Raw genomic sequence first — 23,628 nt, 5'->3', positions numbered from 1 at the left:
CAAACCAATCTAGTGACCCTGAGCGGGGCGACTTTTCCAGTCGTCCCGCTCTTTTCGCAACCAGTCGAGGAAAATCCGGACCTTTTTTTGCCTGAGATGGGCATGGGGGCAGACGATCCATTGCGTGACGAGCCTGATGCGGGGCGCATCGGGTACGGCAGCGATCAAAGCACCGCTTCGCAGCTCCTGCTCCATCATCAATGTGCTTTCCAACGCCACTCCGATACCGAGTACGGCGGCATCGATCGCCATATGGCTACGATCGAAAAGAACCCGCCGCCAGCGCTTTTCTGCTGTCACGCCAGCCAGAGGGAACCAATGGTTCCATTGCGCCTGTGCCTTGACGGAATGAATCAGTCGCTGATTTTGCAATTCTTCGGGTGCATACGCACCTGCTCTCGGATAATTGGGCGAACAGACCGGCAGGAACTCCTCCTCCACCAGGCCCTCCACGAACAGGCCGGGCCAGCGGCCATCACCGTGGCGCAACTCTATATCGACAAGCTCCTGCGAAAAATCCGTGGGTTCGTTGGTACCGTCGAGGCGTACTTCCAGTTCGGGATGCTCCTCCAGAAAGGAGCCGAGACGTGGCAGCAGCCATTTGTTGGAAATGGTCGGCGTCGCCCGGATTGTCAGCGTCGTCACCGAGCGAAAGCCGCGAATGCTGTCGGTGGCATCGGTGATCTGCTCGATCTGGGCGGTGATCATCGAGAAATACCGCTCGCCCGCCTCGGTCAGCGTCACCTTGCGCCCCGTTCGCGCCATCAGTGTCGTGCCAAGCTGGCCCTCCAGCAACTGGATCTGCTGGGAAACGGCCGACGGCGTCACGCTCAGCTCTTCCGCCGCCCGCGAAATGCTGCCAGCCCTTGCCGCAGCGTGAAAGACAAGGATCGATTTTATCGGTATCTGCATGGGGCTGGTCTTCGCTCAACGAATTACGGCAGTCACCTGTTGATTAACACAGGTGACTGCCGTGACGAAATGCTTGAGAGCGAAGGGCTTTTACCGGTGGCTTGGCAACTTTGGCAAAAGCACGGTCAACAAGCCGAGCAGCGGCATGTAGGAGCAGATGCGATAGACGAACTCGATGCCTTCCTTATCCGCATAGACGCCCAGAACCGCAGCCCCGATGCCGCCGAAGCCGAAGGCGAAACCGAAGAACATGCCGGCGATGAGGCCGACGCGTCCCGGCACCAGCTCCTGCGCGAACACCACGATGGCGGAGAAGGCCGAGGAGAACACGAAGCCGATGACGACGACGAGAATGGTGGTCCAGAACAGGTTGGCATAGGGCAGCATCAGCGCAAAGGGAATGACGCCGAGGATCGAGAACCAGATGACGACGCGCGAGCCGAAACGGTCACCGATCGGGCCGCCGAAGAACACGCCGGCCGCCGAAGCGCCGAGGAAGAGGAACAGCAGAACCTGCGCATCCTGTACGCCGAGCCCGAATTTCTCGATGGTGTAGAAGGTGAAGTAGCTGGAAAGGCTCGCGAGATAGGCGTTCTTGGTGGCGGTCAGAACAACCAGCACGGCAAGCGTCATCATCACGGTGCCGCGTGCCAGCGGCAGTGCACGGCTGACCGGAGCCTTGCCGACATTCGCGCGCCGGTGGCGGGTGTACCAGACGCCGACCCAGGACAAAACGGCGAAACCCAGAAGTGCGATCAGCGAGAACCAGCTGAGGCTGGACTGGCCAAGCGGGATGACGATGAAGGCGGCGAGCAGCGGGCCGATGGCCGTGCCGGTATTGCCGCCAACCTGGAAGAACGACTGCGCAAGGCCGTGGCGTCCGCCAGACGCCAGGCGCGCGACGCGCGAGGCTTCCGGATGGAAGATCGCCGAGCCGATGCCGATGAGGCAGGCGCCGATCACCAGAACCTCGAAGCTGTGGGCGAAAGCGAGCGTGATGAGGCCGGCGCAGGTGGACAGCATGGCGACGGGCAGGGAGAACGGCATGGGCCAGCGATCGGTCACCATGCCGACAACCGGCTGCAGCAGCGACGCCGTCACCTGGAAGGCAAAGGTCAGCAGCCCGATCTGCATGAAGTCGAGCGCATAATTGGCCTTCAGCAGCGGATAGAGCGACGTCAGCAGGGATTGCATGATGTCGTTGAGCATGTGGCAGAAGCTGGCAGCTGCTATGATTGAAAACGCCGTGCGTTGCGGGCTGAACCCGGCGCTGGTGACGGTGGCCATGATGTATCCTCTCCGAATTCCCGATGGAAGGGCGGGAAACGTGTCTTTATTTCTTTCCGCTTTTATTCATATTGTTTCTGGCCTGCATTTGTGTTCTGGACGATTTTCTTTGTGAGTGGGCCAAATGGTAAAAATCAAATCGCGGCAGCCTTCGAGCCTGGCGCAGGACGAACATGAGCGAAGCCTGAAATTGATCGATGGCACCAATGAACCGGTGCTGGCGCTTTGCCGCGTTTATCCCACGGGGCACCGGACCCCGCCCCACAGCCACAGTCGCGTGCAGATCTGGTGTGCCCGTCAGGGGGTCGTGCTGGTCAGCACCGCAGACGGGCGCTGGATGATACCGCCCGGCCACGGGCTTCTCATTCCCGCCGGGCTGCAACATGAGGCCGAGACCATCTCCACGGTGGAGATGCACTCAATCTATGTCCATCCCGATCTGTTTCACGCCGAGGCCCCAAGGGTCGTGGAGATAACCGATCTCGCCTCCAGCCTGATCTCGGAATTGCTGGGCGAGGAGCACCAGCCGGCCGCTTTCCACCGGCAGGGCCTTGTGCGGGCCCTTTTGCTGGATGAGGTCAACCGTTTGCCGGAACGTCCGCTTGGGTTGCCATTTCCCGAGAACCAGCGCCTGGCTGCCCTCTGCCGTGATTTCCTGAAAAAGCCGGTCGCGCGGGTGGAGATAGACGATTGGGCGGCGGCCATGGGCATCAGCCGGCGCTCGTTCACGCGGCTCTTCCGCAAGGAACTCGGGCTGAGCTTCGTAACCTGGCGCCAGCAGGCCTGCATCTTCGCCTCGCTGCCGAGACTTGCTGCGGGGGAGGCGGTGACGAATGTGGCGCTCGACGCCGGTTATGAAAACATTCCGGCTTTCACCACCATGTTCCGGCGAATGCTGGGCAGTTCACCCCGGGCTTATCGGCAGGCGGCGCGGCAGCGCAGCGCTGCTTTTTCCGATTTCGAAGAGATGGGTGGCTAGGTTTGGGGTGCTCACTCACCCTCATCCCTGTGCTTGTCACAGGGATTCAGCCAGCCCAAGTCTTTGGGTTGAAAGGACTCTTTTCGCCGCGCAGACGCGCGTCGGCTGGATTCCCGTGACGAGCACAGGAATGAGGAGGGTACCCTAAGCCGCCGTCGCGCGCATGTCGCGGCGGAAATCGGAAGGCGACATGCCGGCGATCTGGCGAAACGCCTTGTTGAAGGCGCTGACGGAGCCGAAGCCGCTTTCCATGGCGATTTGCAGAATATTGTCCTTGCCGTTCATCAGCATCGCTTGTGCGCGGGAGAGCCGGAGCAGGGTCAGATATTTGATCAGCGTCATGCCGGTGGATTTGCGAAACAGGTTCATCGCATATTTCGGATGAAGCGAAGCGGCCCGGGCAATTTCCGTCGCGTCGATGTCATCTAAAAAATTGGCCGCAATGAAATCGCACATGCGCACCACGCCGATGGAGGGAGCCATGCCCTCGTCATCCTGCTTGCGCCTGCCATTGGCGGCGGAGGATATGACGGAATATGGCTCAAGGAACATGCGCTCCACCCGCAGCAGCAATTCCTCCACCGCGTGCTGCGCCCTGGCCGGGTCCCCCGACGTGACGTAACGGAACCAGCGGCCGAAATTTTCGGCGTCGGCCCGGTCCGTCTCAGCGCTCACCATCGTCGCACCGCTCATCAGCAGGCTGGAGACAGCGGCGGGCAGGCGCATGCGGAAGAAATGCACGAGTGGCAGATGGGCGCCCGCATAAAAGGAATCGTCAGAGGAGCGGTCCATCTGGTGCGGCTGCCCGCCCCAGAAAATGCACATCTGGCCGGCATAAAGCGAAAGATCGTGATCGCCCATGCGGTAATGCACCGATCCCGACATCACATAGTTCACCTCCACCTGGGCATGCCAGTGCGGCCGGAGCATGATGGGCGGGTGATTGTGAAAAAGCTGCAGCGTCGTCGGCATGCCCTCGATGCTGCTGGCGCCCGGCTGGTAGAAGGCTCTTTCGGCAATCTTACTTTCCGCCAAATCGATGTTCCCTTTTTACGAGACAGATTTCCTGCCGCCGGTAATGTGCCCATGTTCGCTGAAGAACGGCAATTGAAAAAGGGAGGTTTTCAATGTGCTTTAAATTTCTTGGCGCGTCTACTGCTCTGGTGCTTCTCGCAGCCCCGGCATTCGCGCAATCCGAGACCGTCACCATCTGGAGCTGGAATGTCGCGGCTTCCGCGCTGAAATCCACGGTCGAAGGCTTCAACAAGCAGAATCCGGATATAAAGATCGTCGTTGAAGACCTTGGAAACAATCAGGTTTTTGACAAGACGCTGGCGGCCTGCGCCGCCGGTGGCGATGGTCTGCCTGACATCGTAACCATTGAGAACTTTGAGGCGGAGCTGTTCTGGAGCCGTTTTCCCGATTGTTTCGCCAATCTGACCGAGCTTGGCTACTCGCCTGAGAAGCAGGCGCTTTTTCCCGATTTCAAGCGCACGGAACTGGAGGTGGAAGGTGTCGCCTATGCCGTTCCGTGGGATTCCGGTCCTGTGGCGGTGTTTTATCGCCGTGACTTCTACGAAAAGGCGGGTGTTGATCCTGCCACCATCAAGAGCTGGGACGATTTCACCGATGCGGGCAAGAAGGTCATGGCGGCCAATCCCGGCACGGTGATGGCGCAGGCCGATTTCAACGGTGACAGCGAATGGTTCCGCATGATCGCCAACGAGCAGGGATGCGGTTACTTTTCGACCGACGGCCAGAGCATCACCATCAACAAGCCTGCCTGTGTCGCGACCCTTGAAAAGGTCAAGCAAATGAAGGACGCGGGCATCATCACGGCCGCGATCTGGGACGAGAAGATCCAGGCCAATACGGCCGGCAAGGCTGCAAGCCAGATGTATGGCGCCTGGTATGAAGGCACCGTTCGCTCCGGCTCCCCCGATCTTTCGGGCAAGTGGGGCGTCTATCTGATGCCGAGCCTCACGCCCGATGGCCCGCATGCCGCCAATCTCGGCGGTTCTTCGCTGGCGATCAGCTCGACGTCCGAGCACAAGGAAGCCGCCTGGAAATATATCGACTATGCGCTCACCACCAATGAGGGGCAGGTGACGATGCTGAAATCCTTCGGCCTCGTTCCCTCGCTGCTCTCCGCCATCGATGATCCTTTCGTCAAGGAAAAGCAGGCCTATTGGGGCGGGCAGGCGGTCTGGACCGATATTCTGGCAACCCTGCCGAAAATCGTGCCGAGCCGCGGAACCGCGTTCCAGTCGGATGCGGATGCGATCTACAAGGCGGCGCAGACCAAATATTTCGCAGGCGGTTATCCCGATGCGAAAGCAGCGCTCGACGATGCGGCCAAGCAGATCGAAACGGCCACGGGGCTGCCGGTCGCGCAGTAAGCCGGTGGCTGTTTTATGGACCGAGAGGGTGCTGCACTTTTCTTCTCCCCGAGGGGGAGAAGTCCGCGGCAGCGGGATGAGGGGGCGAGGGTAGAGATATCCGGAGAGCCAGCCCCCTCATCCGACCCTTCGGGCCACCTTCTCCCCTCGGGGAGAAGAAATATGCCGCGACGCTTTGCAATGGCTTGGCCCCTTAAAGGGCGGGCCTCTTCCAAGCTTTTCCATTTATCCGGCCCAAGTCCGGCATCTGGAGGTCGTCATGCCGTCAAGGAACAGGATCGCTTATGCGTTCCTTGCGCCCTATCTCCTGATTTTCGCCACCTTCTGGGTCTGGCCGATCATCAGCTCGTTCATGCTGTCGTTCCAGAATACCCGCATCAATCCCTGGCGGTTCGCGCCGTCCATGAACTGGGGGCGGCTCGTCTCCGATCCGGCGTTCTACAACGCGCTTTATAATACGCTGATCATTCTCATCATTCAGGTGCCTGTCATGATCGCGCTTGCGACCGTCATGGCGGTGCTTCTGAACTCGCCGCTGTTGAAGGTGCGCCCGCTTTATCGTTTTGCCTTCTTTGCACCCGTCGTCGTTGGAGAGGTCGCTTATGCGGCCGTTTTCCGGCTGATGTTCAGTGCCGATTTCGGCATCATCAACAAGCTCATCACCTCCGTTGGCCTTTCGCCAATCTCGTGGTTCGACAATGCCAATGCGGCGATGGCGCTGGTCATCATCGCCGTCACCTGGCGCTGGGCGGGGTATAACGCCATCATCATTCTGGCCGGGCTGCAATCCATTCCGGGCGATGTCTATGAGGCGGCGACGCTGGACAAGGTGAGCAAGCGGCAGCAGTTCTTCCACATCACCCTGCCGCTGTTGAAGCCGATCATCCTCTTCTGCGTGGTCCTGTCGGTCATCGGCACCATGCAGCTTTTCGCCGAACCTTTCCTCATCACCAACAGGGGCGGGCCGGGCGGCGGCACGGAAACGCTGGGGCTTTTCCTTTACCGACAGGGCTTCACCTCGCTCAATTTCGGCTACGCCTCGGCCATCGCCTACACAATGGCGGCGCTCGCCATCGCCATTTCACTTCTCAATCTCTGGGTCGGGAGGGAGCCGAAATGAGATCGAAATCCAGATCGCTTTTCTGGCAGAAGATTGCCCTGCATGCGGCGCTGACGCCGCTCGCCGTCATCTGGCTGTTTCCGCTGTGGATGATGTTCGTGTTTTCGACCATGCCGGATTACGGCATTTTCAGCCCGGATATCGTGCTCGTCCCCTCCACCAATTTCATCGAGAATTTCAACAACCTGCAGGCGGATACCGACTTCCTCAGGGCCATGTTCATCTCAATCACCGTCGCCGTCATCTACACCGTTCTTTCGGTGTTCCTGACCTCGATGGCGGGCTGGGCGCTGGCGCGGTACCGCTTTGCGGGACGCTCGGTGGTGATTGCCATCATTCTCGGTACCATCACACTGCCTTTCGCGGTCGTCGTCATTCCGCAATTCATCATGGTGGCGCGGGAATTCAAGCTCGCAAACACATGGGTGGCGCTGATTGTGCCCCCGCTGTTCAATTCGCTCGGCGTGCTGTTCATGCGGCAGTCCTTCTCGATGATGCCGACGGAGCTTTTCGATGCGGCAAGGGTCGAGGGCGTGAAGGAGTGGCAGATATTCCTGCGCATCGCCCTGCCGCTGGCGCGGCCCACCATGGCGGCGCTGTCGATCATCCTCTTCCTTGCCTCGTGGAACAACTATCTCTGGCCGCTTCTCATCAATTCCCGCCCAGGAATGATGACCGCACCCGTGGCGCTTGGCACCCTCATCGGGCTCACCAAAGTGTCATGGGGCGGCATCATGGCGGGGGCGGTTCTGCTCACCGCGCCCATCCTCGTGGTTTTTGTGGCTCTGCAGCGTCACTTCATCGCCGGCATTTCCGCCGGGGCAGTCAAGTAAGGGAGGCCGCATGGCGGAACTTTCGCTCAAAAACGTCGTCAAGCGCTTCGGCGCGCTCGAAGTCATCCACGGTGCCGATCTCGAAATTGCCGATGGTGAGTTCGTGGTCTTCGTCGGCCCGTCCGGCTGCGGCAAATCCACGCTTCTGCGCATGATCGCCGGGCTGGAGGATATATCGGACGGCGATATCAGCATCGGCGGCAGGACGGTCAACGATGCCGATCCGGCCGATCGTGGCATCGCCATGGTGTTCCAGTCTTACGCGCTCTATCCGCATATGACGGTTGCCGAAAACCTCTCCTTTGGTCTGAGGATGAACGGCAATCCCAAAGCCGATACGCAAAAGCGCGTCAGCCGCGCCGCCGAAATTCTGCAGATCAACGAGTTGATGGAACGCCGGCCGAAACAGCTTTCCGGCGGGCAGCGGCAGCGCGTCGCCATCGGCCGCGCCATCGTGCGTGAGCCGCAGGTGTTCCTGTTCGACGAACCCCTGTCGAACCTCGATGCGGAACTTCGGGTGCAGATGCGGGTGGAAATCTCGCGGCTGCACAAGCAGCTCGGCACCACGATGATCTACGTCACCCATGACCAGACCGAGGCAATGACGCTGGCCGACAAGATCGTGGTTCTGCGCGCGGGCAATATCGAACAGGTCGGTGCGCCGCTCGATCTTTATGACGACCCCGCCAACCGTTTTGTCGCCGGTTTCGTCGGTTCGCCGAAGATGAATTTTCTGGAGGCGACCGTCATCGGTATGGGCGCGGAGAGCGCAACGCTGTCGCTCGACAGCGATCCCGCCGTGCGGCTGACCCTGCCTGTACGGGATCGCTTGAGCGAGGGAAGCAAGGTCTCGCTCGGCATCCGGCCCGAACATTTTGCCGATGCAGGAAAGGGCGATGCCGATCTCACCGTGCATGTCGATGTCGCCGAGCATCTCGGCAATACCAGCTACGTCTATGCCCGGACGGCAGGCGGCGAGCAGCTTGTGATCGAGCGCCCGGAATCGCGCGATGTCGCCAATCGCGATCGGCTGACGGTCGGTCTCTCGGCCCGCAAGGCCTTTCTTTTCGACAGCAAGGGCACCCGCCTGCGCTGAACCTTTTCCCAAGCACCCATGACAGACGAGGATTTCATGACGACCGACCAACCGATCCGCTGGGGCATCATCGGCCCGGGCACCATCGCCAGGACTTTTGCAGACGGCATTGCCCATTCCCGCACCGGCAGGTTAGAGGCCATCGCCACCCGCAATCCGGAAAAGCCCGGCCTTACTGACGCCTTTGTCGGCGCGCGCATCATTCATGGTTACGATGCGCTGCTTTCCGACCCCGATATCGACGCAGTTTATATCGCCACACCCCATACCGGCCACGCGGAATGGGCGATCAAGGCGATCCGGGCGGGTAAGAACGTGCTGGTTGAGAAACCGATCGCGCTTTCCGCCTATGATGCCGACGCCATTTTCCATGAGGCGAAAAAGGCCGGTGTCTTTGCCGGCGAGGCCTATATGTACCGCCTGCATCCGCAGACGGCGAAACTGGTGGAATTGATCAGGAGCCGAGCCATTGGCGATATCCGCATCATCCGCTCCAGCTTCGGTTTCAACATGGGCTCTTTCCGGGCCGATCATCGGCTTTTCGCCAATGAGATGGCGGGTGGCGGCATTCTCGATGTTGGCGGTTATCCCGTATCCATGGTGCGGCTGATTGCCGGCGCCGTGGATGGCAAGCCCTTCGCCGAGCCGGAAAAGGTTGTCGGTGCGGCCCATCTCGGCCAGTCGGGCGTCGATGAATGGGCCTCGGCCGTTCTCAAATTTTCAAACGGCATCGTCGCCGAAGTGTCCTGCTCGATCATGGCGGGGCAGGACAATGTGCTGCGCATCATCGGTTCGGAAGGCCGTATCGAGATCAGGGATTTCTGGTTCGCCGCCGGCCACAAGGGCGGCACCGGCCGGATCGATATCGTCAGGGGCGACAAGGTCGAAACCATCGAAGTGCCGGAGGACCGCTGGCTCTATTCATTCGAGGTCGATGCGGCGGGTGAGGCGATCAGGCAGGGCAAGCAGGAGTTCGCTGCACCCGGCATGGGCTGGGCCGACAGCCTCGGCAATCTGCGGGTCATGGACCAATGGCGCGCCTCTGTCGGCCTCGAATACAGCGTCGAAAAGGCGACCTCTCGTGTCGCGAATATTGCCGGTGGAAAGGTCGTGGCCGGTCATGCGGTTCCGAAGCGGCAGATACCGGGTGTTGCCAAGCCCGCTTCGGTGGTTGCGCTCGGTTTCGAGTTCTTCCCCAACTTCGCCTCCGCATCCCTGACGCTCGATGCCTTTTATGAGGCGGGCGGCAATCTGTTCGATACCGCTTATGTCTACGGTGCGGGCAAAACAGAGGCGATTTTCGGTGACTGGCACACCAGCCGCAAGGTGCCGCGTGAGGAGATCGTGCTGATCGGCAAGGGAGCCCATTCGCCGCTCTGCTATCCGGATATGATCGCCAAACAGCTCGATCAGTCGCTCGATCGTCTGAAAACGGATTATGTCGATGTCTATTTCATGCATCGTGACAATCCGGATGTGCCGGTTGGCGAATTCGTGGATGCGATGGATGCCGAAGTGCAGCGCGGCCGTATTCGCGGAATTTTCGGCGGGTCGAACTGGACGCGCGATCGCATGGACGAGGCGGCGGCCTATGCGCAGGAGAACGGCAAACAGGCGCCCGGCGCTCTTTCCAACAACTTCTCTCTAGCTGAAATGCTGGATCCCATCTGGGCGGGATGCGTGGCGGCGTCGGATGATGAGTGGAAGGCATGGCTCCAGTCCCGTCAGATCCCGAACTTCGCCTGGTCGAGCCAGGGGCGCGGCTTCTTCACCGACCGCGCCGGGCGGGACAAGCGTGATGATGAGGAAATCGTCCGCGTCTGGTATTCCGACCGCAATTTCGATCGCCGCGACCGCGCGATCGAGCTTGCGCGGAAACTCGGCCGCCACCCGATCCACGTCGCGCTTGCTTACGTCATCGCACAACCCTTCCCGGTTATTCCGTTGATCGGGCCGCGCACCATCGCTGAGCTTGAGGACAGTCTTTCGGCGCTGGATATTGCGCTGACGGCTGAGCAGGTGAAGTGGCTGGAGGCGTGAGGCGTTAGCGGATTCTCCGGGGCGGTGGGAGCAATTGTCAAAAACCTGTCATCCTCGGGCTTGACCCGAGGATCCACACCCGCCGAAAAAATGGATCCTCGGGTCAGGCCCGAGGATGACGTCGCGGCTGTGGGGAGATCTGTGAGCAGCTCTGCAGTGGATTTGCCCCGAACGTCAATCCATGAGGCGTCGCTGCCCGTTTCTTCTCCCCGCCGTGGAGAAGATCCCCGAAGGTGTAGATGAGGGGGCAAGCTCTCCGCATATCTCTACCGTCGCCCCCTCATCCCGCTGCCGCGGACTTCTCCCCGCGGGGGAGAAGAAACGAGAGGCACCCGCTCGCGCCGAATTGTGAGCTTCCGGTTGTGGGTGTCATCTTCCACCTTCATTCCTCTCCCGGCGACTGCTAAAGCGTAGGTTCATAAACGTTGCGGTCTCGCACCGCAGGCAAACGATCTACGGGGTTCCCATGAGCGATATCGACCGAAGCCGTGCGCAGCAGCTGATGCGGGAGGCGGATATCGAGGCGCTGGTGTTTTTCCAGCCGGAAGCCTTTCGTTATGCGGTCGGGGCGCATGCGGGTGTCGCGACGATGTGGGGCAGGGCGGGTTCGGCAATCGCGCTGGTGCCCGCCGATGCCGGGACGAGATTGGGCGCTGTCGTCAGCGATCATGCCGCACCTCTTGTCGCAGGGGCCGTGCCCGATGTCGATTTGCGCTGCCATCGGATCTGGATCGATATGGTCGATCTGTCGAACGTCGAAAACATCTCGCAGGTGGACGATGCCTATCGCCGCCACAATTCCGGTGGGCCGAGACCTGAGACATTCGATCGGGGCACCTGTTTCGGTCTGCTGGCCGATCTTCTGCAGGAGCGCGGGCTGTCTGCGGCGCGCATTGGCGCGGACCTGGAATTCATGCCCGCCGCTGATTTTCTCGCCCTGCGTCAGGCCCTTCCCGATGTCACCTGGGTGGACGGTTCGACGGTGCTGAAACGTCTGCGTGCCGTAAAATCCGAACGCGAGACAGGGCTCCTCAGACGGGCGGCGGCCGCCGCCGAGGCCGGACTGATCGAGATGGCGGCCGCCATCCGGCCTGGAGCGGCGCTTGGCCAGCTTTCAGCCGCCTGGAAATCAGGCGCACAGGCGCATGCCATCAACTCGGGTCTTTCGCTGAGCGGCCATTGGGATTACATATCCATCGGCCCGGCTTTGTCGGATATGGCGGCGGTCGTTACGCCGGGCGCGCTGATTAAGGCCGATGTCGGCACGCTGGTCGACGGTTATTCGTCGGACGGCGCGCGGACGTTTTCATGGGGGCCGGTCTCTCCGCTCGCGGCCGATATTTTCAAGGCGCTGGAGGCAGCCTTTGCCAGCGGGCTCGAAGCTCTCCGCCCCGGCAATACATTTGGCGCGGTGCACGCCGCCATGCTGGCCTCGATGCGCAAAGACGGGTTCACCGAATATTATCGCGGCCATTTTGGCCATTCGGTTGGCGGCGGGGTCGGGATCGAGGAATGGCCGTTCTTTTCCCATGACAATCCGGAAATCATTCTGCCCGGCATGGTCGTGGCGCTCGAAGCGCCCTTCTATGGTGAAGGGCTAGGGGCGCTGATGATCGAGGACCAGTTTCTCGTCACCTCGGCAGGGACAGAGTGCATGAACAGCTTGCCACGCACCCTGCGGGATTTGTCTCTAGACTGATTACCGTCCCTCAGAGGAAATCGTCGCGGCGCGGGGTGAAGCAGTCGATCAGCTCGCCCTCTTCCAGACACAGGCAGCCGTGTTCGATGTGGCCGGGGACGACGAGACTGTCGCCTTTCTGCAGGTCGTAAGCCTCGCCATCGCGATAAAAGCGGAAGCTGCCGCTGGCGACATAGGTGGATTGCACATGCGGGTGGCTGTGCAGCTTGCCTTCCGCACCGGTTTTGAAGCGGAACGAAACAACCATCAGTTCAGGCGCTTCGGACAGCACGGTGCGTTCAACGCCATCGTCGGGTGAAACTGTCGGGAATGTCGGAAGCTGCTGCATGTCGTTCTCCTCGGTCTTGCAATGTGGATATGCGGGAAGTTTCAGCGCGGTGCGCGCAGCATGGCGCGATACCGCGTCTGGCTGCTTTTCAGGTGGTGACGCATGGCGTTTCTGGCCGCCTCTTCGTCACCGTCCTGTATCGCAATCAGAATTGCTTCATGCTCGCCGACAAGCCGGTTGAGATCGGCGGGCGAAAGCACGGTTTCAGTGCCGTTTTCAGCAACGGCGCGGCGTGGAATGAGGGTCGGGCCCAGCACCTGTAGAAACTCACTGAAGCGCGGATTGTTGGTCGCCTCGGCAACCGCCAGGTGAAAGGCGAAATCAGCTTCTGCCGTCGGAATGCCCTTGGCGGCGCTGGCGCGGAAGGCATCGAAGGCTTCGATGATCTTTTCCTCCTGCGCCGGCGAGCGGCGAAGGGCGGCAAGACCGGCAGCATCCCCCTCGACGGCGGTGCGCAGTTCCAGCATTTCGATCAGCGACGAGACACGGGCGAGATCGACATTGTGGAAAGGCCGTCGCTCGACTGGCGCTGGCTCCAGTACAAAAACGCCCGCACCCTGACGCGGTTCGACCAGACCATCGGACCTGAGTGAGGCGATGGCCTCACGCACCACGGTGCGGCTCACGCCGAATTCCTGCGTCATCTGCGCTTCGGAAGGCAGGCGCTCGCCCGTCTTGTAACGGCCCTTGGCGATCTGGCTGCGGAGCTCCTCCGAAACCTTCACCACAAGCGTCTTGGCTTGCGGAGCTGCGGGTTCGGAGATTGTCGCTTTTGTCATTGTCATCGCCGTTCTAAAAAAGGGTGCAGGTTGCGCCTGGTATTCCTCGATACGTTATTCGCGGCCCGGCTTGCAATCCCGCTCCTCGCACAGGAAAGACCGGTTGTCGCGCCTGCCGGTCTCATAGGGCATTTCAGTCCGCCTTGAAGATCGGGTTGTCGATGAAAACGCCGCCCTGAAACCGCGCCACCGCATCTTTCGGGTCCGGTTGCGGCGTTGTCTCGGCAATATGCTGCCGGAAGGTCTCTGCATTGTCCTTCGGTTTCCAGCCAAGCCAGCCGAGGTGCGAATTGTCCCACCAGCCCGCATCATTCGCAGACGCGCCCCAGATGACCGGGCAACCGAGCACGGGCGCGCGGAAAACCGCCTCGATCAGCGATACGAAGTCATCCTGCGAAAACCAGGTCGACAACATGCGGTGGTTTTGCGGTTCTGCCGTGCAGGAGCCGATACGGACCAGCGCCGTCTCCTGACCGAATTTTTCGAAATACATGCGGGCGAGGCTTTCGCCGAAACATTTGGAAACGCCGTAAAGACCGTCTGGCCGGAAGGGGACGTCCGGTCCGAGCCGCTCGGTCTGGGAATAATAACCGATCGTGTGATTGGAACTGGCGAAGACGATTCGCGGCTGCCCATGGGCGCGGGCTGCCTCATAGAGGTTATAAAGCCCGATAATATTGCCCTGAAGGATCTGCTCGAAAGGCCGCTCCACCGATATGCCGCCGAGATGGACGATGCCGTCACAATCGGCCACCATCGCATCGACGGCGCTGGCGTCGGCCAGATCGCATTGCAGGCACTCTTCGTTCGGTCCGGCCGGATCGAGCGGCGAAAGATCGGCAAGACGCAATATCTCGGCCATCGGTGCGAGGCGCTTGCGCATGACACGGCCGAGCTGGCCTGCCGCACCGGTAACAAGAAGCCGTTTCATTACAATTCTCCCAAACGAATGGACTGCGGATCAACGAAGCTGCGGAAAACCCGCATCCAGCCTCTCCGGCGTGGTCGAGATATCTCAGCACCTCTTGACCTTATCATACAGATCGTACAAAAAGCGGATAACATATATTATGTCATATACGCAACAATCATGAAGGATGAGTTTGATGCTGACCGTCGAAACAAGGCAGGCCGTCAACCCGGAATTTGCTAAAACGCTCGATACCGAAGGGCTTCGCAAGCATTTCCTCGCCAGCGACATGTTCCGTTCCGGTGAAGTCAGACTGATCTACACCCATTACGACCGTTTCGTCATGGGCGGCGCGGTGCCGAACGGCGCGCCATTGACGCTGGACAAGGTAGAAGAAACGAAGACGCCGTCTTTCCTTGACCGGCGCGAGATGGGTATCGTCAATATAGGCGAGACCGGCACCGTCAGCGCCGGCGGGCAGAGCTACACGCTCAATCGTGGCGATGTGCTTTATCTCGGTGCGGGCAGCGGTGCCGTTACCTTTGATGGGGCAGGGCGATTCTATATCACGTCGTGCCCGGCCCATCGCAGCCTGCCAGCGAAGCTCGTCAGCCTTGCCGATAGCAAGGAGGTCAAGCTCGGCGCGACGGAGACTTCCAACAAGCGCACCATCAACCAGTTCATCCATCCGCTTGTCATGGAAAGCTGCCAGCTGGTGCTGGGTTATACGACGCTGGAGGACGGCTCCGTCTGGAACACCATTCCTTCCCACATTCATGATCGCCGCATGGAGGCCTATCTCTATTTCGGCATGGATGAGAAATCCCGTGTTCTGCACCTGATGGGTGAGCCGCAGGAAACCCGGCATCTGTTCATCTCGAATGAAGAGGGTGCGGTTTCGCCGCCCTGGTCGATCCATTCCGGCGCCGGCATCGGCTCCTATACCTTCATCTGGGCGATGGCGGGAGACAATGTCGACTATACCGACATGGACTTCATCCAGCCGGGGGATCTGAAATGAAAAATCCCTTTTCGCTTCAAGGGCGTAAGGCATTGGTGACGGGTGCCAATACGGGGCTCGGCCAGGCAATCGCCATCGGCCTTGCCGCCGCCGGTGCGGAAGTGGTCTGCGCTGCGCGCCGTGCGCCCGACGAAACGCTGGAATTGATTGCGAAGAATGGCGGCAAGGCCAGCGCGCTCACGATCGACTTTGCCGATCCCTTGGCGGCGAAGGACAGCTTTGCCGATGCCGGTCTGGATATTCTCGTCAACAATGCCGGCATTATCCGCCGTGCCGATTCCGTCGAGTTTTCCGAACTCGACTGGGACGAGGTGATGGACGTCAATCTCAAGGCGCTGTTTTTCACCACGCAGGCTTTCGCGAAAGAGCTGCTGGCGAAAGGCCGCTCCGGCAAGGTGGTCAATATCGCCTCGCTCCTGTCGTTTCAGGGTGGCATCCGCGTGCCCTCCTACACGGCGGCGAAACATGGCGTGGCCGGTCTCACCAAGCTTCTGGCGAATGAGTGGGCCGCAAAGGGCATCAACGTGAATGCCATCGCACCAGGTTACATCGAAACCAACAATACCGAGGCGTTGCGGGCGGATGTGGCCCGCAACAAGGCTATTCTCGAGCGTATCCCGGCTGGCCGATGGGGGCATTCCGAAGATATTGCCGGGGCGGCGGTTTTCCTCGCATCGCCGGCGGCGGATTATGTGCATGGCGCCATTTTGAATGTGGATGGCGGCTGGCTGGCGCGCTGATCCGCGCCAGTTTCGAAAATTCATCATATAACTTGTATGATGACTTATTGACAAATATACGGCAAGCGGTTTAGGTGGCTTTCAGTCAGTGAACTTGCAGAGGAATTTCGTCCATGAACCCTGAACAAATCAAGGCGGCGCTCGGCTCCGGCCTGCTCTCCTTCCCGGTCACCCATTTTGATTCCGAGGGCCGTTTTGCGGCCGATAGCTACAGGGCGCATGTCGAATGGCTCGCCGGTTACAAGGCGCCGGTGCTGTTTGCAGCGGGCGGCACGGGCGAGTTCTTCTCGCTGAAGCCGGATGAAATTCCCACCATCGTTTCGGCTGCCAAGGAAGTGGCCGGTGAAACGGCAATCGTTTCCGGCTGCGGCTACGGCACCGAGGTTGCGGTCGATATCGCCCGTTCCGTCGAAAAGGTCGGTGCTGACGGCATCCTGCTTCTGCCGCATTACCTCATCGATGCGCCGCAGGAAGGCCTCTACGCGCATATCAAAAAGGTCTGCCAGTCGGTCGGCATCGGTGTCATGGTTTATAACCGCGACAATTCGGTGCTCCAGGCGGATACGCTGGCGCGTCTTTGCGATGAATGCCCGAACCTTGTCGGCTTCAAGGATGGCACCGGTGATATCGGTCTCGTTCGCCAGATCACCGCCAAGATGGGTGACCGCCTGATGTATCTCGGCGGCATGCCGACGGCGGAACTGTTTGCCGAAGCCTATCTCGGCGCCGGCTTCACCACCTATTCCTCGGCCGTCTTCAACTTCGTGCCGGGTCTTGCCAACGAATTCTACGCGGCGTTGCGTGCCGGCGAGCGCGCCACCTGCGAACGCATCCTGACGGAGTTCTTCTATCCGTTCATGGCGATCCGCAACCGCGCCAAGGGTTACGCCGTCTCCGCCATCAAGGCCGGTGTTCGCCTGCAGGGCTTTGATGCCGGCCCGGTGCGTGCGCCGCTGAAGGACCTGACGAATGAGGAAATCGGCATGCTCGATGCCCTGATCGGCACGCATAAGCGCAAGGCCTGATCAAGGTCTGATCCGGGCAAAACGGGAGGGGAGCGATGAAGATAACGGCGGTGCGCACGCATCTGCTCGAACATCGGCTGGACACGCCGTTTGAAAGCGCCTCCATGCGCTTCGACCGGCGTGCCCATATTCTGGTAGAGATCGAATGCGATGATGGAACCGTCGGCTGGGGCGAATGCCTCGGTCCGGCGCGACCGAACGCCGCCGTGGTTCAGGCCTATTCCGGCTGGCTCATCGGCCAGGACCCGCGCCAGACCGAAAAGATCTGGGCCGTGCTTTATAATGCCCTGCGCGATCAGGGCCAGCGCGGCCTCAGCCTCACCGCTTTGTCCGGCATCGATATCGCGCTCTGGGATATCAAGGGCAAGCATTACGGCGCTTCCGTTTCGATGTTGCTCGGCGGGCGCTGGCGCGAAAGCGTCCGCGCCTATGCCACCGGCAGCTTCAAGCGCGACGGCGTCGACCGAGTTTCCGACAATGCCGCAGAGATGGCGGAACGTCGGGCAGACGGTTTCCACGCCTGCAAGATCAAGATCGGTTTCGGCATCGAGGAAGATCTTCGCGTCATCGCCGCCGTGCGTGAGGCGATCGGGCCGGATATGCGGCTGATGATCGACGCCAATCATGGTTATACCGTCACGGAAGCCATCACGCTTGGCAACCGTGCGGCTGACTATGGCATCGACTGGTTCGAGGAGCCGGTGGTTCCCGAACAGCTCGATGCCTATGCCCGCGTTCGGGCAGGACAGCCTATTCCGGTTGCGGGCGGCGAGACCTGGCACGGGCGTTATGGCATGTGGCAGGCGCTTTCCGCCGGTGCGGTGGATATTCTCCAGCCCGATCTCTGCGGCTGCGGCGGTTTTTCCGAAACGCAGAAGATCGCCACGCTCGCAACACTCCACGGCGTGCGCATTGTACCGCATGTCTGGGGCACCGGTGTGCAGATTGCCGCCGCCCTGCAATTTATGGCGGCGATGACGCCTGACCCGGTGCGGGTCAACCCCATCGAGCCGATCATGGAATTCGACCGCACCCCCAATCCCTTCCGTCAGGCCGTGCTGAAGCACCCGATCGAGGCGGTGAACGGCGTTGTCGCCATTCCCAATGGTCCCGGTCTCGGCATCGAGATCAATCGCGATGCGCTCACCGAATTCAGGATGCCCGACGCATGAGCGACCTTGAACGCCAGCTGACCGGTACCCCGCCGAAGCCATCCTTTCCGGAGGGTGCCGTGGACACGCAGATGCATCTCTATCTGCCGGGATATCCCGCCTTGCCGGGCGGGCCGGGCCTGCCGCCGGGCTCGCTTCCGGGGCCTGCCGAGTACCGACAGCTGATGCAATGGCTTGGTATAGACCGCGTCATCATCACCCAGGGCAATGCCCATCAGCGCGACAATGCCAATACGCTTGCCTGTGTTGCCGAGATGGGCGAGGCCGCGCGTGCGGTGGTGATCATCGATGCCGGCACGACCGAAAAGGACATGGAGCAACTTGCGGCCGCTGGCGCTGTCGGCGCGCGTATCATGGACCTGCCGGGCGGTGCCGTGAACCTTTCCGAACTGGAAGCGGTGGACGAGCGTGCTCATGCGGCTGACTGGATGGTGGCGGTGCAGTTCGATGGCAATACGCTGCTCGATCATCTGCCGCGCCTTGAGACAATCCGCTCGCGCTGGGTGTTCGACCACCATGGCAAGTTCTTCAGGGGCATTAAAACCGATGGCCCGGAAATGGCCGCGCTTCTGAAACTCATCGATCGCGGCAATCTCTGGTTCAAATTCGCCGGGGTGTATGAAAGTTCGCGTGAGAGCTGGCCCTATGAGGATGTTGCCGCCTTTTCGCGCGTGATCGCGGCCCATGCGCCGGAGCGCATCATCTGGGGCACCAACTGGCCGCATAATTCCATCCGCGAGACCGCGGCCTATCCGGACGATGCCCGCCTTGCGGAGCTGGTTCTTGGCTGGCTGCCGGATGAGGCGGCGCGCCAGCGCGCGCTGGTGGATAACCCCGAGGTCCTGTTCAAGCTGCCGCCATTCGTGGCGGCATAGTGTCAATCCGGGATGGTTGGGAAAGGGAGGTCCCATCGTCCTTGTCAACTGAAAGGTCTTTGCATGCCGGCCCGGATGGGCGTGAAAATTCGGTCCTATAGCCTGGAGGGGCTGGACCGTTGTTACAACGGAGGAGGAAGACATGAAAAAGATTGCAAGCATGATGTGCGTCGCGATGGGGATCGCGCTCGCGGGCGTTTCCGCCAAGGCGCAGGAAATCACCCTGCGTTCGGCAGACATCCATCCCGACGGTTATCCGACGGTCGAAGCCGTGAAATATATGGGCGAGCTCCTGTCTGAGCGGTCCAAGGGCCGCATCAAGGTGCAGGTCATGAACAATTCGGTTCTCGGGGGTGAGAAAGACACCATCGAGCAGACCCGCTTCGGCGTCATCGACCTGAACCGCGTCAATGCCGCGCCCTTCAACAATCTGGTGAAGGAAACCACCGTTCTCGGCCTGCCTTTCCTGTTCCGTTCGACGGAGCACATGCACAATACCGTTGACGGGCCGATCGGCGACGAGGTTCTCGCGGCCTTCGAACCACACGGCCTTGTCGGTCTTGCCTTTTATGATTCCGGTGCGCGCTCTTTCTACACCACCAAAAAGCCCATCGAAAAACTGGCGGACCTCAAGGGCCTGAAAATCCGCGTGCAGCAATCGGATCTGTGGATTTCGATGATGCAGGCGTTTGGCGCCAACCCGACGCCGATGCCGATGGGTGAGGTCTATTCCTCGCTTGAAACCGGTGTCGTCGACGGTGCGGAAAACAACTGGCCGTCCTACGAATCCGCCCGCCACTATGAGGTCGCGAAGAACTATTCGCTGACGGAACATTCCCTCAACCCGGAAATCCTCGTCATGTCCAAGGTCTCCTGGGACAAACTTTCTCCGGAAGACCAGAAGCTCGTGCGCCAGGCGGCGAAGGATTCCGTTGGCAAGATGCGCGAATTGTGGAGCGCGCGCGAAAAGGCCTCGGAAGAAAAGGTGCGTGCCGGCGGCGTCAACGTCATCAAGGTCAACAAGGAGGAGTTCGCTGCAGCGATGGGTCCGGTCTACGACAAGTTCGTGACCGATCCGAAGATGAAGGACCTTCTGGAACGGGTCAAAGCGGTCAAGTGACATAGGGGAAACCGGCTCTGGCGACAGGGCCGGTTTTCTTTTGCAGCCGTCTTGTTTGAAGGAGGAGGAGGAAGGCAAATGCGAAACTTCATGCGGGCGGTTCGCCCATTTCTCGGCGCGCTCAGCCACGTGTCGCTTTATATTGCCGGTATCGGCATGGTCGCCATGACGCTCATCGTCGGCTGGCAGGTTTTTGCCCGTTATATTCTGAACGATTCACCCAGCTGGTCGGAGCCGTTGTCGCTTCACCTCATGTCATGGTTCATTATGCTGGGGGCCGCAGTCGGTGTGCGTGAAAGCGTGCATCTGGGGCTGGATATCCTGCGTTACATGATGCCGCCGCGCATACAGAAGGGAATGGACCTGACCAGCCTTGCCCTGATCTTTTTCTTCGGTGTCGGCATGGCCTGGTACGGAACATCGCTTTCCATCGGGACATGGACGGCGACTGTCCCGGTTCTCGGCTGGCCGGGCGGCACGGATTTCTTCCCGCTCGTTGGTGGCGGTTTTCTCATTGCGCTGTTTGCGGCCGAACGTTTTGTCGATCTCGCCATCGGCGAGGAGATCGCGGCGGATATTCTCGTGCAGGAGGCCGCGTAAATGGCTTACACCATCCTCTTCGGTGTCTTCACCCTTCTGATGCTGATCGGCACGCCGATTGCGTTCTGCCTTGGCATCGCTTCTTTCTTCACCGTGCTTTATCTCGGCCTGCCACCCATCGTGGTATTCCAGCAGATGAATTCGGGCATGAACGTGTTTGCGATGATGGCGATCCCGTTTTTCATCTTCGCTGGTGACCTGATGGTGCGCGGCGGCATTGCCCATCGCCTCATCCGTTTCGCGGCAGGGCTGGTCGGCCATCTGCGCGGCGGTCTCGGGCAGGTCAATATCGTCGCCTCGACGCTGTTCGGCGGCATTTCCGGTTCGGCTGTGGCGGATGCATCCGCCGTCGGCGGCCTGATGATCCCGCAAATGGCCAAGCGCGGTTATGACAGGGATTATGCCGTCAATGTCACCGTCAATGCTGCCATCATCGCGCTGATGATCCCGCCATCGCACAATATGATCCTTTATTCGATCGCGGCGGGCGGCAATGTCTCTGTGGCCGATCTCTTCACCGCCGGCATCATTCCGGGTTTCTTGCTTGCCGCAGCCCTGATGGTTACCGCCTATATCGTTGCGCGGCGCAAGGGTTATCCCTCCGAGCCGTTCCCCGGCTTTTCCAAGCTGATGTATTATCTTCTGGCGTCTTTCCCCGGCATCCTGCTGATCGGCATCATCTTCGGCGGCGTGCGTTCGGGCATCTTCACCGCAACGGAAAGCTCCTGCATCGCCGTTCTCTACGCCTTCCTCGTCGCCATGCTTGTCTATCGCGAGCTTAACTGGAGCGGCTTCGTCGAAGCGGTGATGGGAGCGGTTCGGACGACGGCCATGGTTCTGCTCGTCATCGGCACGGCGGCGGCCTTCGGCTGGCTGATGGCGTTCCTCCAGGTGCAGACGCTGATGATCGCAGCCATCAGCGCGATTTCGGACAATCCGATCATCGTGCTTCTGGTCATCAACGTCATCCTGCTGCTGCTCGGCACCTTCATGGACATGGCGCCGATGGTCATCATTTCCACCCCGGTGCTGCTGCCGGTGGTGAAGGCCTTCGGTATCGACCCGGTCCATTTCGGCGTCGTGATGATCCTCAATGCCGGCATTGGTCTCAACACCCCGCCCGTCGGAACGGTGCTTTTCGTCGGCTGCGCGGTCGGCGGCATATCGATCAGGGAGGCGATGCGGACGATCTGGCCGTTCTTTGGAGCGAGCATCGCGGTGTTGCTCGCGGTGACCTATATCCCGTCACTTTCGCTGTGGTTGCCGTCGCTGTTCCGGTGAGTGCAACAGGATCTTCAAGAACAGGCCTCGCCGTTCCGGCGGGGCCGTCATGCATTGGGCCCGGAGCAGGCAAGGCTCATTTCATCTATCCAGAATTTATTGAGAAAACCCATGAAAGCCACTGATTATTTTGACCAATTCTCCATTCGCTATAAGCCCTACAAGGGCGGTAGCTGGTGTTATGAGGATGGATGTGTCTATCGGGGGCTACAGCTTTTATTCGAGGCCAGTGGCGATGAGCGCTGGCGTCACCACCTCCATCGACTGGCCGATGCCCAGATATCGGCGGATGGAACGCTCGCCGGTTACAAGCCGGCAGAATATAATATCGATCATATTCTGGCCGGACGCATTCTGTTTCCTCTGGCCACGGAAACGGGTGACGCCCGTTATCTTGCGGCGGCGAACCATCTGGCGGGCCAACTTCGCACCCATCCGCGCATTGCTTCCGGCAATTACTGGCACAAGCAGCGTTATCCGCATCAGGTCTGGCTGGATGGGCTTTACATGGGGCTGCCCTTCCAGATCGAATATGCGCAGGCGACATGCCGCACCGAGCTGATGGACGATGCGCTGCGGCAGTTTTCGTCCGCACTTTCGCTCACCGCAGATGCCGGCGGGCTTTACGTCCATGGTTATGACGAGAGCCGCAGCCAGCGCTGGGCCGACCCCTCGACCGGCCAGTCGCCCGCCATCTGGGCGCGTGCCGTCGGCTGGCTTGCCATGGCGCTGGTCGATGCATTGGTGATTTTACCGGATGACGACGCGACAGCACCGCTTCGCGAGCGCGCGCGTCGGCTTCTGGCCGGCATCGTTGCGCGGCAGACGGAAGCCGGTCTCTGGATGCAGGTGCTCGACAATCCGACCCTTGCCGGAAATTACGAGGAAACCTCCGCGTCGGCCATGTTCGCCTACGCTCTGCTGCGTGCGGCCCGGCTGGGACTGTTGCAGGGCGAGGAGGCAGATGCTGCTCTTTCGGCGGGCCGCCGCGCGCTTGAGACGCTGCTGGAGACGCGGCTCAAGGCGGACGAGGAGGGTATTATGCGCCTCACCGGCATCGTCCACGTCGCTGGGCTCGGCGGGTTCGAAGGCAATTACCGCGATGGCTCGCCGGGATATTATCTGACGGAGCCGGTCGTATCAGATGATGCCAAGGGTGTGGGGCCGCTGATGATGGCCTATGCCGAGGGGCTTCTTCTGAGATGATAGTTGGGTGAGGGGCCGAAGCGGTCTCCACTGACGGGAGTAGTGCAAAGCCCTCACTCTCGACGTCATCCTCGGGCTTGACCCGAGGATCTACTGTCGCTCGATCAATGGATCCTCGGGTCAAGCCCGAGGATGACGGAAGGTGAGGGCAGGTTTGGATGCCCTTTATCGATCTTCAGGGCGGAAAGCTCCGCCCGCTGGCTCAG

General features: G+C 60.4%; 22 protein-coding genes. 16 read left to right on the top strand and 6 right to left on the bottom strand.

Translation table 11 applies throughout. The annotated features are described in order from the left end of the window. Positions 1–9: 9 nt before the first annotated feature. A complete protein-coding gene (locus tag G3A56_RS17405) occupies positions 10–912 on the bottom strand; it encodes a LysR substrate-binding domain-containing protein (protein ID WP_082185883.1) in 903 nt (300 codons plus the stop codon). A gap of 90 nt (positions 913–1,002) precedes the next feature. Further along, the gene (locus tag G3A56_RS17400; RefSeq protein ID WP_082185884.1) at positions 1,003–2,199 is read right to left on the bottom strand and encodes an MFS transporter; all 1,197 of its coding nucleotides are present in this window, start codon (positions 2,197–2,199) and stop codon (positions 1,003–1,005) included. Positions 2,200–2,323: 124 nt separating this feature from the next. Here G3A56_RS17400 and G3A56_RS17395 point away from each other — a divergent pair, with 124 nt between their 5' ends. Further along, positions 2,324–3,178, top strand: coding sequence for an AraC family transcriptional regulator (locus tag G3A56_RS17395; protein ID WP_082185885.1), 855 nt, complete (start codon positions 2,324–2,326; stop codon positions 3,176–3,178). A 144-nt stretch (positions 3,179–3,322) separates the two neighbouring features. Here the strand turns inward: G3A56_RS17395 and G3A56_RS17390 are convergent, their stop codons facing one another. After that, entirely contained in the window at positions 3,323–4,213 is an 891-nt protein-coding gene (locus tag G3A56_RS17390) for a helix-turn-helix domain-containing protein (RefSeq protein WP_082185886.1), read from the bottom strand. A 92-nt stretch (positions 4,214–4,305) separates the two neighbouring features. Between G3A56_RS17390 and G3A56_RS17385 the strand changes: the two genes are divergently transcribed. The 6 genes from G3A56_RS17385 (at position 4,306) to G3A56_RS17360 (ending at position 12,365) form a co-directional block, all read left to right on the top strand. Beyond that, on the top strand, positions 4,306–5,577 hold the full coding sequence (locus tag G3A56_RS17385) for an ABC transporter substrate-binding protein (RefSeq protein WP_082185887.1): 1,272 nt from the start codon (positions 4,306–4,308) through the stop codon (positions 5,575–5,577). 259 nt (positions 5,578–5,836) lie between these two features. Beyond that, on the top strand, positions 5,837–6,697 hold the full coding sequence (locus G3A56_RS17380) for a carbohydrate ABC transporter permease (RefSeq protein ID WP_082186091.1): 861 nt from the start codon (positions 5,837–5,839) through the stop codon (positions 6,695–6,697). Continuing rightward, positions 6,694–7,530, top strand: a complete 837-nt coding sequence (locus G3A56_RS17375) for a carbohydrate ABC transporter permease (protein WP_082185888.1) — start codon at positions 6,694–6,696, stop codon at positions 7,528–7,530. Before G3A56_RS17380 ends, G3A56_RS17375 begins: the two co-directional genes overlap by 4 nt. A 10-nt stretch (positions 7,531–7,540) precedes the next feature. Next, positions 7,541–8,626 carry an ABC transporter ATP-binding protein gene (locus G3A56_RS17370; protein WP_082185889.1) on the top strand — a complete coding sequence of 362 codons (1,086 nt, stop codon included), beginning with the start codon at positions 7,541–7,543 and terminating at the stop codon, positions 8,624–8,626. Positions 8,627–8,662: 36 nt separating this feature from the next. Continuing rightward, entirely contained in the window at positions 8,663–10,666 is a 2,004-nt protein-coding gene (locus G3A56_RS17365) for an aldo/keto reductase (RefSeq protein WP_082186092.1), read from the top strand. 466 nt (positions 10,667–11,132) lie between these two features. Then, positions 11,133–12,365, top strand: a complete 1,233-nt coding sequence (locus G3A56_RS17360; protein ID WP_082185890.1) for a M24 family metallopeptidase — start codon at positions 11,133–11,135, stop codon at positions 12,363–12,365. A 10-nt stretch (positions 12,366–12,375) separates the two neighbouring features. Here the strand turns inward: G3A56_RS17360 and G3A56_RS17355 are convergent, their stop codons facing one another. From G3A56_RS17355 to G3A56_RS17345, 3 genes are all read right to left on the bottom strand, one after another. Further along, a complete protein-coding gene (locus G3A56_RS17355) occupies positions 12,376–12,693 on the bottom strand; it encodes a cupin domain-containing protein (protein WP_003499912.1) in 318 nt (105 codons plus the stop codon). A 41-nt stretch (positions 12,694–12,734) separates the two neighbouring features. Next, complete coding sequence (locus tag G3A56_RS17350; RefSeq protein ID WP_082185891.1) at positions 12,735–13,472, bottom strand: FadR/GntR family transcriptional regulator; 738 nt, start codon at positions 13,470–13,472, stop codon at positions 12,735–12,737. Positions 13,473–13,605: 133 nt separating this feature from the next. Next, positions 13,606–14,403 (bottom strand): NAD-dependent epimerase/dehydratase family protein, encoded by a 798-nt coding sequence (locus G3A56_RS17345; RefSeq protein WP_082185892.1) that lies wholly within the window; start codon positions 14,401–14,403, stop codon positions 13,606–13,608. Positions 14,404–14,578: 175 nt separating this feature from the next. Between G3A56_RS17345 and kduI the strand changes: the two genes are divergently transcribed. The 9 genes from kduI to G3A56_RS17300 all read left to right on the top strand — a co-directional run bounded on the left by kduI (position 14,579) and on the right by G3A56_RS17300 (position 23,422). Continuing rightward, positions 14,579–15,403, top strand: a complete 825-nt coding sequence (gene kduI / locus G3A56_RS17340) for a 5-dehydro-4-deoxy-D-glucuronate isomerase (protein WP_082185893.1) — start codon at positions 14,579–14,581, stop codon at positions 15,401–15,403. Next, a complete protein-coding gene (gene kduD, locus G3A56_RS17335) occupies positions 15,400–16,143 on the top strand; it encodes a 2-dehydro-3-deoxy-D-gluconate 5-dehydrogenase KduD (protein WP_003499905.1) in 744 nt (247 codons plus the stop codon). Before kduI ends, kduD begins: the two co-directional genes overlap by 4 nt. A gap of 113 nt (positions 16,144–16,256) precedes the next feature. Beyond that, entirely contained in the window at positions 16,257–17,168 is a 912-nt protein-coding gene (kdgD, locus tag G3A56_RS17330; RefSeq protein WP_003499897.1) for a 5-dehydro-4-deoxyglucarate dehydratase, read from the top strand. A 35-nt stretch (positions 17,169–17,203) separates the two neighbouring features. Further along, positions 17,204–18,340 carry a D-galactarolactone cycloisomerase gene (locus G3A56_RS17325; RefSeq protein ID WP_082185894.1) on the top strand — a complete coding sequence of 379 codons (1,137 nt, stop codon included), beginning with the start codon at positions 17,204–17,206 and terminating at the stop codon, positions 18,338–18,340. Further along, on the top strand, positions 18,337–19,215 hold the full coding sequence (locus G3A56_RS17320; protein ID WP_082185895.1) for an amidohydrolase family protein: 879 nt from the start codon (positions 18,337–18,339) through the stop codon (positions 19,213–19,215). The genes G3A56_RS17325 and G3A56_RS17320 overlap by 4 nt, the downstream gene beginning before the upstream one ends. Positions 19,216–19,357: 142 nt before the next feature. Then, positions 19,358–20,335: a TRAP transporter substrate-binding protein gene (locus tag G3A56_RS17315; RefSeq protein ID WP_082185896.1), complete on the top strand. Its 978-nt coding sequence runs from the start codon at positions 19,358–19,360 to the stop codon at positions 20,333–20,335. A 78-nt stretch (positions 20,336–20,413) separates the two neighbouring features. Further along, a complete protein-coding gene (locus tag G3A56_RS17310; protein WP_082185897.1) occupies positions 20,414–20,935 on the top strand; it encodes a TRAP transporter small permease in 522 nt (173 codons plus the stop codon). Then, entirely contained in the window at positions 20,936–22,216 is a 1,281-nt protein-coding gene (locus G3A56_RS17305; RefSeq protein WP_003499854.1) for a TRAP transporter large permease, read from the top strand. It begins immediately after the preceding gene. A 111-nt stretch (positions 22,217–22,327) separates the two neighbouring features. After that, positions 22,328–23,422, top strand: coding sequence for a glycoside hydrolase family 88/105 protein (locus tag G3A56_RS17300; protein ID WP_082185898.1), 1,095 nt, complete (start codon positions 22,328–22,330; stop codon positions 23,420–23,422). Positions 23,423–23,628: the final 206 nt, after the last annotated feature.

This window comes from Rhizobium oryzihabitans, from assembly GCF_010669145.1.
Taxonomy (GTDB): Bacteria; Pseudomonadota; Alphaproteobacteria; order Rhizobiales; family Rhizobiaceae; genus Agrobacterium; species Agrobacterium oryzihabitans.
Note: the sequence above shows the minus strand (reverse complement) of the source record. Positions and strands in the feature narration are given on the sequence as shown.